This window comes from Alteromonas sp. AO-Serp (genome assembly GCF_017849675.1).
In the GTDB taxonomy this organism is placed as follows: Bacteria; Pseudomonadota; Gammaproteobacteria; order Enterobacterales; family Alteromonadaceae; genus Alteromonas; species Alteromonas macleodii.
Window position 1 is genome coordinate 17,830 of the sequence record NZ_JAFLMX010000004.1, and the last position, 14,508, is coordinate 32,337.

General features: G+C 44.3%; 9 protein-coding genes. 6 read left to right on the forward strand and 3 right to left on the reverse strand.

All coding sequences use genetic code 11. The annotated features are described in order from the left end of the window. Positions 1 to 6 precede the first annotated feature (6 nt). The 3 genes from QVA83_RS00545 to QVA83_RS00555 all read right to left on the reverse strand — a co-directional run bounded on the left by QVA83_RS00545 (position 7) and on the right by QVA83_RS00555 (position 6,571). Positions 7 to 2,295, reverse strand: coding sequence for a polysaccharide lyase 6 family protein (locus QVA83_RS00545; protein WP_156077984.1), 2,289 nt, complete (start codon positions 2,293 to 2,295; stop codon positions 7 to 9). Between the two features lie 52 nt (positions 2,296 to 2,347). Then, entirely contained in the window at positions 2,348 to 3,226 is an 879-nt protein-coding gene (locus QVA83_RS00550) for an NAD(P)-dependent oxidoreductase (protein WP_039224712.1), read from the reverse strand. Between the two features lie 390 nt (positions 3,227 to 3,616). Then, positions 3,617 to 6,571 (reverse strand): TonB-dependent receptor, encoded by a 2,955-nt coding sequence (locus QVA83_RS00555; protein WP_273001455.1) that lies wholly within the window; start codon positions 6,569 to 6,571, stop codon positions 3,617 to 3,619. Positions 6,572 to 7,063: 492 nt separating this feature from the next. On the opposite strand from QVA83_RS00555, the gene QVA83_RS00560 reads away from it, so the two are divergent. From QVA83_RS00560 to QVA83_RS00585, 6 genes are all read left to right on the forward strand, one after another. Then, on the forward strand, positions 7,064 to 7,786 hold the full coding sequence (locus QVA83_RS00560) for a hypothetical protein (protein WP_156077982.1): 723 nt from the start codon (positions 7,064 to 7,066) through the stop codon (positions 7,784 to 7,786). A gap of 448 nt (positions 7,787 to 8,234) precedes the next feature. Next, positions 8,235 to 9,794: a 2-isopropylmalate synthase gene (gene leuA / locus QVA83_RS00565; protein ID WP_014948485.1), complete on the forward strand. Its 1,560-nt coding sequence runs from the start codon at positions 8,235 to 8,237 to the stop codon at positions 9,792 to 9,794. After that, positions 9,795 to 10,892, forward strand: a complete 1,098-nt coding sequence (gene leuB, locus QVA83_RS00570; protein ID WP_014997513.1) for a 3-isopropylmalate dehydrogenase — start codon at positions 9,795 to 9,797, stop codon at positions 10,890 to 10,892. It begins immediately after the preceding gene. Positions 10,893 to 10,901: 9 nt separating this feature from the next. After that, positions 10,902 to 12,302 (forward strand): 3-isopropylmalate dehydratase large subunit, encoded by a 1,401-nt coding sequence (leuC, locus tag QVA83_RS00575; protein ID WP_156077981.1) that lies wholly within the window; start codon positions 10,902 to 10,904, stop codon positions 12,300 to 12,302. Between the two features lie 3 nt (positions 12,303 to 12,305). Then, positions 12,306 to 12,911, forward strand: coding sequence for a 3-isopropylmalate dehydratase small subunit (gene leuD / locus QVA83_RS00580; RefSeq protein ID WP_014948483.1), 606 nt, complete (start codon positions 12,306 to 12,308; stop codon positions 12,909 to 12,911). Between the two features lie 346 nt (positions 12,912 to 13,257). Next, on the forward strand, positions 13,258 to 14,454 hold the full coding sequence (locus QVA83_RS00585; RefSeq protein ID WP_156077980.1) for an HD-GYP domain-containing protein: 1,197 nt from the start codon (positions 13,258 to 13,260) through the stop codon (positions 14,452 to 14,454). Positions 14,455 to 14,508: the final 54 nt, after the last annotated feature.

The window sequence follows — 14,508 nt, forward strand, 5'->3', positions numbered from 1 at the left end:
TGCCCATTACCTCTTGTTCGCTTTCGTGGAAACATTGTCATTCAATACCGCAGTGTGCGGACCAGGTGCAAACAGCTCTTTAATCATTGGCATAGGTGTATTTAGGAACGTATTGTTTGTTATTGCGGTAATTGGCTCACCAACGGTGTGATTAACCACAACAGGCTCAGACTCATTAAAGTTGTTATTTTTTAGCGTTGAAACTTGCACGCCATGAAGATAAACGCTGGCACTTTGTTTGTTGCGTTTACCACTGCCTACGTTAGTTAACACGTTGCCCTGCATGTCTAAGTGCGGTCCAAAGGTACTTTCATCGGTACCGCCTCGGTAGAGATTTACAACGCTACCACTTATGTTGCTAAACGTGTTGTTGGTTATGCTGACATACTCAGCGTTATAAATACCGTAGTCCTCTATCTCTTTATCAAGACTTAAAACATGGCCCGTAATGCCGTTAAAACTATTTTTCGAGAGTGATATGTCATCGGCAAACGCGCCTTTGCCAGACGTAAAGAAGTTAAAAGAGTGGTTGATATCGAGACGCTCGATATCACAGTTTTCTACGTTCAAAACATAGTTGTGAAGCATGCCCCACTTTTTCGTTCTTACAACGCTATTGCCAAAAGCGTCTGGGCTGTCTTTCCCTGAAAGCACCAAACCTTCAAGCTTCAAATTTCCATTGTCATGTATTTCGAACAAGGCGGAGCGTTCGAACGACAGTGTTGTAGCTTTGGGAGTCTGTGCGGTTACCGTTACTGTCTTATCGATAATAAGAACACTGGGCACAACGATAGTGCCAGGTGCCATTGTAATAACATCTCCGTCACTGGCATTTTCAAGTGCTGTCATAAGTTCAGCAGCATCGGCACTTACGCTAATTGTTTTACCTGCAGCGAAGTTCACTTCAGGTACTATTTTGGGATACCAGCTTACGCCGACGTCACTTTTTGATACGACGTTCATGTTAGAAGCAACACCAACATCTTTTGTTTCTGCGCCTTTTACCTCAGGCTCGTTTAGCTTAGCGACGTTAAGCCCATTCTCACCCTTAACAAGGGGTAGCGATGCAGTAGTAAAGCCTTCGCTAAGTTCTTTTATCATTTTGGTATTAGCGACATTGTTAGCGAATGTAATGCCGCTCACATCATCAAATAATGTAAAAGGTTGGTTTAGCGAAGCATTGTAAATAAGGTTATTGGCAAACAATGAATTTATAGGTGTCGCGCTTCTCTCTTCATCGCTTCCAGCACCAAGTTGGATATGTGACACGTTAATGAATGAGTTATTTGTGATTTGCGCGTTATTAACCTGATGATAACGATTGATAGGCGAGTCAGGCACACCATTCATAACCGTAAAGCCACTACCAAAGCGATAGCCCGTTAGCCCCTCCAAGTAGTTATTGGTTATCACTTGGCCTTCATTGATAACGCGAATTCCACCGGTATGGTCCACGCCATTGCCTAAAAACACATTATCTTCAACGCGATTATTATTACCGTGTCTAAGGGTTAGGGTGCCTTTAGCGGATAGAAAAACGTTTCCTTTCAGCAGGTTCTCACCAGACTTAACAGAAATAATTTCAACTTCGCCATTAGTTTGTTCGAATATGTTATTGATAACCTGAGTATTCGAATTACTCAGTGAGTAATGACTTGTACCTATCCTTAACGTCTCTCCTCCATTTGAACCGAATACAGGGCGATAACCGAAGTAGTTGTGATCGATACTGTGATGGTTCTCTTGATGTGCCTCGCCGTTAAGCCGAACAGCGACAGTAACCCCCTTGTTACGCTTACCCGTCAGGTGGTTATGGTCAAACCGGTTGTGCTTACCATAAAGTGCAACCCAATAATCTGATTCTTGGCGGTCCGGATTACTGTACTCATCAATGACTACTTCACTTACTCGTGAATAATTAGCTGGCGTTTGTGCATCTTTCCTAAACGCGATAACAGCGCTGCTAGGGGTATATCCGTCTTTGAATACCAAACCCGATACTTCTAAATACTGCCCAGCTAACTTTAAGTTAGAACGACCAGACAGAATAACCTTACCTTTAGTTTGCGCAGTCAGCGTAATGGGCTTTTCAGCGCTACCCTGCCCTACTAGTAAAATTTCAAAGTCTCGATAAACACCATTTTGTAAAATTACGTCGTCACCCGCCTTAAGAGACGATGCTATTGCGTTGTATTCATCTGGTGAGCTAACGTTATATTGTTTAGCGCCCGCGTTTGACGACATAGCGCTAATAACAATAAACACAGCTAGCCACTTAATAAATTGCACTTGCATAAAATACCTGCCTTTTGATCACTTTAAGAGCGATGACGACGTAGTCGATACATTACTTAGTCAGCGTTTTAAAGTACTCGAAAATCTCAGGTACATTACCTTGGCTTAAACCCGCATCAACCGCAGCGTTCAAATTGGCAGACGAGCCTTCCGCTATTTTTGATTCGGTACCTAGGTCTTCAACCATCTTCAAAAAGTAGCCCAGGTCTTTGTTAGCGTTAGCAATTGAAAAGCCTAAATCACTAACGTTATCAACCGCATAATTTTTACAGAATTGCATGAAAGGGGAACTTGAAGGCCCTGTAGACATAATGTCGAAAAGCTGCTGCTTATCTACGCCTGCCTTCTCTGCTACAGCGAAGGCTTGTGACATGGCACAGACCGTGGTCATACCCATGAAGTTGTTAATTAGCTTAGTTGTGTGGCCGGAACCTAAAGCGCCTAAATAAAAGACATTTTCACCTTGGTCTTCCAGCACACCTTTTACCTTGTTAAAGGTATCGATATCACCTGCTGCCATAATGTTTAACAGGCCATCTTTTGCGTGTGCAGGTGTTCTTCCAAGAGGCGCGTCAATCATACCTACGCCCTTCTTCGCCAAGTCTGCGCCAATTTTCTTAGTAGATGCTGGGATTGATGTACCAAAATCTACTAATACAGACCCCTCCTGCAAACCTTCTAACACGCCATTTTCAGCATAGATAACTTTTTCTACTATTTCTGAGGTGGTTAGACACAACATCACGATGTCTGAAGCTTCAGCAAGTGCCTTACCAGTTTTCGCTGTTTTTGCGCCGCGTTCTACACATTTATCCACAGCAGCTTTATTTAAGTCCATTACGGTAACGGCGTAGCCTTTGTTCTGAAGGTTTTCTACCATATTGCCGCCCATAAGGCCTAAACCGATAAAACCAATGGTTGGTTTGGACATGACTGTCTCCTAATGACGATATTCGTTGCATTGTCCGAAGTTGCTTTTCGAACCAAAAATAAAATGACTAGTGCTTTGTAATGGCATTTCGCTTTCAGATCTTGCCAATTCAAGCCTACCCTTACGTTATTATTAACTTACCAATTTGTCAACCAATTGATAGAAATAAAGAAAACCTGTAATACCAATAAAGGTAAAAGTTAAACCGTATATATTCAGGAAACTTCGCCCACTAATTTGAGCGGTCTGAATGTGGTACATGTGACGACTGTGGTTTACCCAAATAACTTTCAGATTTGACTTAATATCTTGATTGGCAAAACCAAATTGATTGGCCGTGAGAGCATCTGAAAAATTAACGTCCAGACACCTCACCACCATTTTGCGATGTTAGAAGCGATAGTTCGCACCAAGAGTGATTCTTCGGTCAGTCAGACCTTGGAAGCACAGAAGCGCACCTTCGTTAACACAGTACTGCTCTACCTCAGACTCAGTGATGTTTACGGCCTCTACACCAATATTAAGGTTTTCGTTAACATCGTAAGTCACACTTGCATTCAACTGACCACGATCAGCCTGAACCGCTGGGAAACCCCACGGGAAGCTAGAAGTACTTCCGAAGTCATCTGTACGGTAGGCTTCACGCCACGTGTAGCGCATGCGAGCAGATAGACCAAACTTCTCGTAATAAAGCGTAATGTTGTAGGCATTTTCAGAAAGATTTAACAGACCCTGAACCGCACTCACCTCCTGATCGCTTCCTGTGGTTGCTGCGAAAACTTGGCCAGCTCGGCTTGTCGCGATGTTTTCTGCTTCACCACCGTCGAACTCCTGAATAGTGTAGTTAGCAAGCACGCCAAAACCTGAAGCCCAACCTAGCTCGCTTTCAAAACCAGATAGGTCATATTGAACAGCAAATTCAATACCTTTCTGGGTTGTTTCACCTGTATCGTTAATTTTAGTTTCTGTGCCCACACAAACGCCTGTGCCAAGATTTGGACCAAACACGTTGATATCTGCTATTGGATTGAAGATACCACCACCTTCACAAGGGTCTGTTAGGTCTCGATACCCTGTTACTGGATCTTCTGCTGCACTCACAATTTGATCTACGAATAGATCTTTTCGAGTTTTGTGGAAAATCCCTACACTAATAACGCTGGCTTCAGCAAAGTACCACTCAGCTGCTAGGTCATAAGAAATTACTTCTTCAGGCGTTAGGTTAGGGTTTCCAATAGCCACATTTGGGTTAGGACTTGTGCTGAAGGTTACCGATGTCGAAAGGTCGTTAAAATTAGGGCGACGAATGTCTTTGCCAGCACCAAACCTTAGTACAATGTCATCCGTAACATCTGCAACTAGATTGAAACGAGGAAGGATAAAGTCGTAATCGCCGTTGTTAGTAACGCGTGAAACAAGCTCATCACCATTTTCATCAACCGTTACTGAGTTGCCTACAGAAGTTACGTCTGTTTGTAAGTAGCGAACACCGAAGTTACCGCGGAACATTTCGTATTCAAAATTTGCTTGTGCGTATAAAGCGTGAGTTTCCTCTTCAATATCAAAGAAGCCCGTTGAACTTGATGTTGGTTCATCTAATGTTTCGCCAGAACCATGAGTTTCTAGCGCTTGTTGAAGTGCAGCTAAAACAGCATCGGGATTAGACGATACTTGTTCGGGATCTATAAGAAGAAAATCAGCCACATAGAGCTCACGCCCATCAGCATCGTTAAAGTTGTCAGGACCAGCGACTAAAAGCTCGCTAAATAAACTACCTCTCGGGCTATCTTCCATAGACCGAAGATTTACATTATTTCCTATCTCTTCACGCTTACTACCTGATTTGTTGTAGCGATAACCAAAATCAACGGACGTAACCATAGTGTCGACGTAATACGTGAAATCGACGCGGAAAGCATCTTCGAAGTTTTCAGTAGTGTCACGACCAATGTTTACATCACGCAGCACAACGTTGTTTGGGTCAAGTAATTGCTCTGCCGTTGGCGCGTATTCTGCCCCATCAGCAATACCGAACGTTAATGCACCACCAGATAAGTCATATGCGAAAGGCACTGCATTATCGTTTGCGCCACCAGCATCTAAAGGCGCATTTGGGTTGATAAAGTTAAGCGTTGTATTAAAACTCGGTGTGGTAGTATCTGATGATGTTGAGGCAACCTCCGCAAACACGCTCCACTTTTCGCCCTGCCACTCTCCCCCTAAGCGGAAAATCTCGCTTTTCGTTACACGAGAGTTAGTATCACTAGAAAAGCGTAAGTTAGGATCGTCATCGTCATTTTCCAGATCAACTGGAATAACTCCGCGAAGCGCCGCTTGAATTGAGCCCAAGTTTGTACCACCCAATGAACCAAAGTTAATGGTTTCAAATTCATCAGGCACTGACACATCGTTAAGCGCACTCACCCCAGACGCTTGCACCCGCGAACTTTCTTGTAAACGCTCTTGGTCGTTAATGATTGCGTCAAAAAAGAACTTAGTATTATCGTTCGGGGCCCACTCTATAGTGCCCACTAGATTTTTAGTTTCGTACTCGAAGTTGTCGTAGTCTTGAACAAAAAACTGAATTGGCAAAAAGTCAAAAGACTGAGCGCTCGCTACGCCACTATCCGACGTAATGATATTATCTCTATCAGCACGAGGTCGAAACGCGGTTACGTCTTGTTCAGCATAGCTTCCGCTTATAACAATACCAATGGTGCCGTGATCGGTATCCCAGTTATCACCAAACGTACCCGAGATACGAGGTTGAAAGTTGCTATCAGTGGTTAAACTACTGTTCTCGCCTTGCACACGAAACGCTGCTAACTGCTCATTAAGCTGTAAAGGACGAATAGTTTTAAGGTTAATCGTACCGCCTACAGAGCCTTCAATCGTTTTCGCGTCTGGCGATTTAGTCACTTCTAAGCCAGCAATAATAGCCGCTGAAACATCTTCAAAATCGATACCGCTTCGACCTGCGCCTGAACCGACAGTTGAAACCCCGTTTATTTCGGTGCGGTTGGCATCAGTACCACGAATCTGCACGCCTGTCCCCACGCCAGCTTCACGGGTAATCTGGATACCAGTAATATTTTCCAATACTTCCGCTAAGTTTTGGTCAGGTAGCTTACCAATATCTTCAGCTTCGATAACTTCAACAAGATTATTCTTGAAGCGTTTTTCATTCATCGCGCTAGCGAGTGACGCTCGGATACCAGATACCTCAATTACCTCTACATCTTCATTTAACTCTTGCTGAGATTCCTGCGCGTTTGTAGTTGCGGTAAGGCTTAGTGTCGTAGCCGAAAGTACCGCAAGCGTTATTTTAGATAATTTGTGTGCCATGTGTGTTTTCCTCTTAAGGATTGAGGAATGTCTAATCACTCATTCCTTACCGCTTAATTGATCTGCAACTTACCTGCCTTGTAAATTTACCTCACACCTACTTTACAAGGATGTTACAAACAGTAGATCAATTCCACATATTGGTCAACAACAAAAATAACAATTGGTCTTAACATCATCACAACAACACCTTACCAATATCAAATTATTTTTTAATAATTTGATATTGGTAAGGTCATAAAAATAAAGCAAGTCATTATTTAACAATGACTTAATGATTTATCACTTATATGGAAATTGGTAATTTAAATTTTTCACCCTCACCTTTGCGCATAAAAAAATTGGTAATATAAATCATCATGAAATGAGTAATCGCTAAAGCCTCAAACTTGCTAAACAAAAAGCAATACCAGCTTTTAAAGCGCCTATATGGCACTTATTACCGTTTCTTGATACGGTTATTCAATAATCAAAAATTTGTGCAGATAAGTGATGACAGCAGAGAAACCTTCTTCTCGATCTCAAGCAGGCTTTTTTAGCGAATCGGGAGCGTTAGGCGGAAGCCACCCTCAATTCAATGAAATATGTACTGCTCTGTATGAAAGAGAAATCGTCTCTCTAGCTCATAGCGAGATAAAAAACCTATCGCTGCTAAAGCGTCGAATGGGCGGGCTTCCTTATCACGTGAAAGCTATTGCTCGATATATGATTAGTAATGGCATCGCAAACAATCCATCCCCGCTAAAAACAGATACCCATAATGGAAGTTGGTATGCCAAGCAATCTGCAAAGTGCCCCGGCATTAATCATTTAGACGATGTAGAAAAGCGAGAAGCGTGGTATAGAAAAAACGCTAGGTATGGTCTTGTTGTACCTGTTTTAATTTTAAATATGGAAGGCTCTCACATTGAGCTTGATTCCATTGATATGGTAAACCAAGACAATACCCAGCTCCATCTGAACAAAAATGGATGGTTTGCCAATTCAGGGGAGTGCATTTCTTCAACTCCACTACGCGATGAAATGGAAGCGGCCACGGCACTTTCAGTTCAAAACAAAATACTGCTGCGGCCTTCAAAGGCGATAATGACCGCTGCATGCTGTGGCCACGCATGGAGCTTTAAATCCAAGCGTTCACCACGTGCCTTATCCCTTCGCGAAATGCGCTTATCTACTCAAATCAACTGGAAGAACTTTACGCTGCTTAATAGGTAACAACGCCCCAAAAAGAATAAAAACCCAGTATATTCGCATAAAAAACCACAATATCTTTTGCATCTCCACAACAAAATTTAGTACAAACATCCTAACCAACATCATATATAGTAAATTAAGCCCCTCATAAATGGCTGTAATTACTGGTCACGTTGCTCTCAGACCAAGATCTTTAGGACACATATCCTAAATAATTAAAAGAAAGTATTTATACACGAAAAATATACTCATTATTGTAAACAATGGTTGACCTCTTCATGCCACATGGGTACATTGTCGCTATCAACTTGGTCAGCAAAGAAATAACAAATGCGTATTCGTTTCCTTCTTCTATCTCTACTCCTTATGGCAGCCAGACTGCACGGGTAGATTGCGACCAGCGATTTAATTTCACAAAAACCCGTGCCAAGCACGGGTTTTTTTTTAACTATTCAACTGAGAGAGCGTCATGACAAATCAAGTGAAGATCTTTGATACCACATTGCGAGACGGCGAGCAGGCCTTACCTGCAAGCCTAAGTGCCAAAGAGAAATTGCAGATCGCGCTGGCGCTCGAACGGTTAGGCGTTGACATCATTGAGGCAGGCTTTCCTGTCTCTTCACCCGGCGATTTTCGCTCTGTACAAATGATTGCCAAAGAAGTTAAGAACTCCATCGTTTGTGGCCTATCTCGCGCATTGCCGGGTGATATTGATGCATGCGGACAAGCATTAAGCGTTGCTGAGCAATTCAGAATTCACACCTTCATCGCAACGTCAGAGATTCACGTAGGTGCCAAGCTTCGCAAGTCACAAGATGAAATTGTAGATATGGCCGTAGCCGCGGTGAAACATGCACGTAAGTATACTGACGATGTAGAGTTTTCCTGTGAAGATGCGGGGCGTACCCATATTGATTACCTATGCCGAATGGTTGAAGCCGCTATTAGCGCTGGCGCGACGACGGTGAATATTCCGGACACCGTAGGCTACACAACACCTACAGAGTTTGGCGGTATTATTCAGCAATTGTTTAATCGCGTTCCAAATATCGATAAAGCAACCATTTCAGTGCATTGTCACAACGACTTGGGCTTAGCGGTAGCAAATTCATTAGCAGCTGTTGAGCAAGGTGCCAGACAAGTTGAATGTACGATAAACGGTATTGGCGAGCGTGCTGGTAATGCTTCACTTGAAGAAATTGCTATGATCTTGCAAACCCGTAAGAACATGTTGGGCTTTGAAACTAACATTAATTCTACCGAAATATCGCGCACATCTAAGCTAGTCAGCCAGCTTTGTAATATGCCAGTTCAATCAAACAAGGCCATTGTTGGCGCAAATGCGTTTAGCCATTCATCTGGTATTCACCAAGACGGTGTCTTAAAAGCGCAAAATACCTATGAAATTATGACTCCAGAAAGTGTGGGTATTAATAAGAACAACCTAAACTTAACGTCACGTTCTGGCCGTCATGTGATTAAGCATCGCTTAACCGAACTTGGCTATAAAACCGAAGACTATGACTTAGAAGCGGTGTATGACGCATTCTTAAAGTTAGCGGATAAAAAAGGCCAAGTATACGATTACGACCTTGAAGCCTTGTTGTTCTTCGATAAGCAAAAACACGACCAAGCACACTTCCAGTTGCTTTATCTTCAAGCTAATTCAGGCCGTGAAATCATTCCAAGTGCTACCGTTAAAATGAAAGTGGGCACTGAAGAGATTACCCAGTCTAGTATTGGAAACGGCCCGGTAGATGCGGCTTATAAGGCCATCATGTCTATACTAGGTCACGAAGATTTAGAAGTTGTCGACTTTAAATTAGATTCAAAAGGTGAAGGTGCCGACGCTTTGGCGCAAGTGAGCGTTATCGCTACATATAAAGGCCGTCGTTTCCATGGAATCGGCTTGGCTACAGATATTGTGGAAGCCGGCGTTAAAGCCCTTATCTTTGTATTAAACAACACATATTTAGCCGATCAAATTGATCAGCAAAAAAATCAACAAGAACGCGTTGCAGGAGTATAAATGAGCCAGTATTCAATTGCCGTATTAGCCGGAGACGGTATCGGCCCAGAAGTTATGCAGGAAGCCAATAAGGTTTTAGATGCTGTTGAAAAGAAGTTTAACGTCACCCTCAACCGTACAGCATATCCTGTAGGTGGCTATGCCATTGATACTGAAGGCGAAGCGCTACCCTCAAAAACGCTTTTGGGCTGTGAGCAAGCCGATGCGATCTTGTTTGGCAGTATCGGTGGCCCTAAGTGGGACACCTTGCCGTTAGAGCAACGTCCTGAGCGTGCCGCACTACTTACCCTTCGCAGTCATTTTGACCTGTTCAGCAACTTGCGCCCAGCTCGCATTTATCCGGGCCTTGAAAGCCTGTCTCCCCTTCGTGAAGACATTGCTAAATCAGGCGTAGACGTTTTAGTTGTGCGTGAGCTAACCAGCGGTATTTACTTTGGTCAGCCTAAGGGCCGAGAAGGTGAAGGCGAAGAAGAGTTCGCGTATGACACCATGCGCTATAGCAAACGTGAAATTCGCCGTATTGCTATTGCAGCGTTTGAAGCAGCACAGAAGCGTCGCGGCAAAGTGACGTCGGTGGACAAAGCCAACGTACTGGTAACCAGCCGCTTATGGCGTGAAATTGCTGAAGAAGTGGCAAAAGACTATCCAGATGTAGAGCTAGACCACATCTATATCGACAACGCCACTATGCAAATAATGAAGAATCCGGCGCAGTTCGATGTGATGCTGTGTTCAAACCTTTTTGGCGATATCGTTTCTGATGAATGCGCTATGATGACGGGCTCTATGGGCTTGTTGCCATCGGCAAGCATGAACGAGGAAGGCTTTGGCCTTTATGAGCCAGCAGGTGGTTCGGCTCCAGATATTGCAGGCCAAGGCATTGCTAACCCTATCGCACAAATTTTATCGGCCGCCATGATGCTGCGTTTCAGCATGAACTTGAATGATGCTGCCGACGCAATTGAAAAGGCAGTAGTGGCAACGCTAGAAGCAGGTGTACTTACAGGCGAGTTACTTCCTTCTGACAAACGCAGCCAAGCGGCAAGCACGTCACAAGTGGGCGATGAAATCGTTAAACAATTAATGGCGCAGGAGTAAAACAACCTCATGGCCAAGACCTTATATGACAAAGTGTGGCAAGCCCACATTATTGACCAAATCGGTGAAGACAGCTTAATTTATATCGACCGTCACTTAATTCATGAAGTAACGTCACCTCAGGCATTCGCTGGCCTTAATGAAAAAGGCCGTAAAGTACGACGCCCTGATCGCACGGTTGGTACTATGGATCACAGCATTTCAACCCGTTCATTGGCAATTGATGCCTGTGGACCAGCCAATGCGCTTCAGCTACAAACCTTGGCAAAAAACTGTGAAGAACACGGCATTCAGCTATTTCCAGTAGGTCACCAAAAGCAAGGTATTGTGCACGTTATGGGCCCTGAATTAGGTCTAATTCAGCCTGGTATGACGGTGGTGTGTGGTGACTCACACACTGCAACCCACGGTGCATTTGGTGCGCTGGCATTTGGTATTGGTACCTCTCAGGTAGAGCATGTATTGGCAACGCAAACGTTGAAACAAAGCCGCGCGAAAAGCATGCTTATCAACGTAAATGGCAAGCTTCCTGTTGGTATTACCGCAAAAGACATTATTCTTGCCATTATCGGCAAAATTGGCCACGCCGGCGCTACTGGCCATGTCATTGAATATGCAGGTGAAGCTATCCGCGGTTTAAGCATGGAAGAGCGCATGACGGTGTGCAACATGAGTATTGAAGCTGGCGCGAAAGCTGGTCTTGTTGCACCAGACGAGAAAACCTTCGCCTACCTTGAAAGCCGTGAATACGCACCTAAGGGTCAAGACTGGGAAGACGCTGTCGCTTATTGGAAAACCCTTTATACCGAAGAGGGCGCAACCTTTGACACTGTGGTTGAACTTGAAGCGGCAGATATCGCTCCTCAGGTTACGTGGGGCACTAACCCAGGCCAGGTTATTGGCGTAAACACACCGGTACCTGCCCCTGAAGACTTCAGTGACCCGATTGAAAAAGAGAGCGCAGTAAAAGCGCTTGAGTATATGGGGTTAAAACCCGGTGAAAAGCTTGCTGACGTTGCAGTAAACCACGTATTTATCGGCTCATGTACCAACGGTCGTATTGAAGATATGCGCGCAGCGGCACAAATCGCTAAGCGCGGTAAAGTCGCCGATTCAGTGACTGCGATTGTCGTTCCAGGGTCAGGTAATGTTAAACGCCAAGCAGAAGCAGAAGGCTTAGATAAAATCTTTATCGATGCTGGCTTTGAGTGGCGTTTGCCAGGTTGCTCTATGTGCCTTGGTATGAATGACGACAAGCTAGTGGCAGGCGATAGATGTGCCTCTACCAGTAACCGTAACTTTGAAGGCCGTCAAGGCCGTGGGGCGCGCACTCACTTGGTAAGCCCAGCAATGGCTGCCGCTGCTGCAATTACCGGTCGCTTTGCTGACGTTAGAGATTATCAGGAGTAACTTATGTCTGAACAAGGTTTTACACAACACACAGGCATTGCTGCGCCGCTTGATCAGGCCAATGTCGATACCGACCAAATTATTCCAAAACAGTTTCTAACTGGCGTAACACGTGCTGGCTACGGCAAACATTTGTTTCACGACTGGCGTTATTTGGATTTAGAAGAGAAAGAGCCAAACCCAGCGTTCGCGCTGAATAAGCCTGAGCACAAAGGTGCGAGTCTGTTGCTAGCTCGCGAAAACTTTGGTTGTGGCTCAAGCCGAGAACACGCGCCGTGGGCACTTGCCGACTTTGGATTTAAAACGGTTATTGCCACCAGCTTTGCTGATATTTTTTACGGCAACTGCATTAATAATCAGCTAGTGCCTGTGGCATTATCAAGCGAGCAAATGGACGCTTTGTTTGCTGCAGTGAAGGCAGACCCAGCAACTAAGATCACCGTTGATCTTCCAGCGCAAACAGTAAGTTTTAACGATACAAGCTTCAGCTTCGATATTGCTGAGCATCACAAAAACAACCTTATTAAAGGCTTAGATGCTATCGGTCAAACGCTTGAACTCACAAGTGCTATAGAAGCCTTCGAAGATAAACAGCCCGCGTGGTTGTGAAAGCGTGGGGCTTTAGCGCTTAACAACGCCCTAGCATGACACATGGGTGCTGTCGCGAGATGGCACCCTGTTTGTTTCTCTCATCTATGCCTCTACCTTAACTTCGCATCAAGACGCCTAATACCAATCCGCAATAAAAATATCAGTTCACCTGATTTGAGCCATAAGCAACTTCTCGGCACATTTACACGTCACGCGTTTTCTCACGAATTCGGTAATCCTACATTCGCCGACTCTAGCTATACTAAAGACTAATAAACTCCTCACTTTTTTCACTGGAATATCGTACTATTCGTTTCTATTGTAATTGAAGGCTATGGCAACGTTGTGCCTCACAGGAGAGATAATGCTAGAACAGGTACCCATTGATGATTTGCAGCCAGGAATGTACGTCAATCAAGTACTTGAACAAACAGGTTCACTTAAAATGCGCTCTAAAGGCATTGTGAAAACCCAAGCCATTATTGATAGTCTAAAATCGAAAGGTATTTTAAGCGTCGAAGTAGATCTTGCGAAATCTAAGCTGCCCGAGCCCGCTGTGCCACCCGAGCCAGCTAAAGAAAAAGAGCCTGAAGTGACTAAACCGGTTGTTAAGCCAGTGGGTCGTGATTCAATTAACGAAGCCAACGAGCTTTACAGCAGCGCAATTGCCATTCAAAGCAGCTTTTTAAAGTCGCTTAAAAATGGGGCGGTAAAAGATTTGTCTCCCATGGAGTCGCTGTCGCAAAGCCTGATCGAAAGTGTATTTGATAATAAAGATGCGCTGAGCTGCCTGACTATGATCAAGGATACCGACCAGTACCTTCTTGAGCACAGTATTAATTGCAGTGTACTAAGCGGCATTTTCTGTGAGTTTCTTGGCTATGACAGAGATACCACAGAGCAAGTGAGTTTAGGTGCCCTATTGATGGATATCGGCATGTCTTCCCTGCCAGATGAAATTCGCAATAATACAGGCGAATTTTCCAGTGATGATTGGGAAGTGATGAAAACTCACGTTGAAATTGGTGCTGACCTAGTTGAACAGTGTGGCGATATTTCTGACCTATCGCTACGCATCATTGAAGAGCACCACGAGCGCGTCGATGGAAGTGGCTACCCGAGAGGATTGGTTGGTGACGAAATCTCAGAGTTCTCGCGTATTGCTGCCATTGTGGATGCATACGATGCCATGACATCTAATCGTACGCACAAAAACAGTATCACGCCTACTCAGGCGCTAAAGCGACTAACTGCGACAGAGAACTTAGACCAAGAATTGGTAAAACAATTTATTCAGTGTATTGGCGTGCACCCTGTTGGCTCCTTGGTGAGGTTAAAGAGCGGTAAATTAGGTATTGTGAGCAAGATTAACCCTAAAGACCCCGTAAGCCCTCACGTTATGACCTTTTACAGCGTGACGTCGCAGCATTTCAATGAAGTGAAACGCGTTGATTTAAGTCAGTACGACGATGAGATTGTGTCAGGCGTTCGCCCCGAAGAGTTTAGTTTGAACTTACCAAAATTCTTTAAAGACGTTTTCATCAATCAGATGCCGCTGTAAAACACAAAGTATAACCAGCGAAAGGCCCTTTTTTCAAAGGGCCTTTTTAGTGTT

Bases quoted from the DNA above. Each gene is read 5' to 3' on its own strand.
- QVA83_RS00545 (WP_156077984.1), bottom strand. From the start codon at position 2,295: ATGCAAGTGCAATTTATTAAGTGGCTAGCTGTGTTTATTGTTATTAGC.
- QVA83_RS00550 (WP_039224712.1), bottom strand. From the start codon at position 3,226: ATGTCCAAACCAACCATTGGTTTTATCGGTTTAGGCCTTATGGGCGGC.
- QVA83_RS00555 (WP_273001455.1), bottom strand. From the start codon at position 6,571: ATGGCACACAAATTATCTAAAATAACGCTTGCGGTACTTTCGGCTACG.
- QVA83_RS00560 (WP_156077982.1), top strand. From the start codon at position 7,064: ATGACAGCAGAGAAACCTTCTTCTCGATCTCAAGCAGGCTTTTTTAGC.
- leuA (WP_014948485.1), top strand. From the start codon at position 8,235: ATGACAAATCAAGTGAAGATCTTTGATACCACATTGCGAGACGGCGAG.
- leuB (WP_014997513.1), top strand. From the start codon at position 9,795: ATGAGCCAGTATTCAATTGCCGTATTAGCCGGAGACGGTATCGGCCCA.
- leuC (WP_156077981.1), top strand. From the start codon at position 10,902: ATGGCCAAGACCTTATATGACAAAGTGTGGCAAGCCCACATTATTGAC.
- leuD (WP_014948483.1), top strand. From the start codon at position 12,306: ATGTCTGAACAAGGTTTTACACAACACACAGGCATTGCTGCGCCGCTT.
- QVA83_RS00585 (WP_156077980.1), top strand. From the start codon at position 13,258: ATGCTAGAACAGGTACCCATTGATGATTTGCAGCCAGGAATGTACGTC.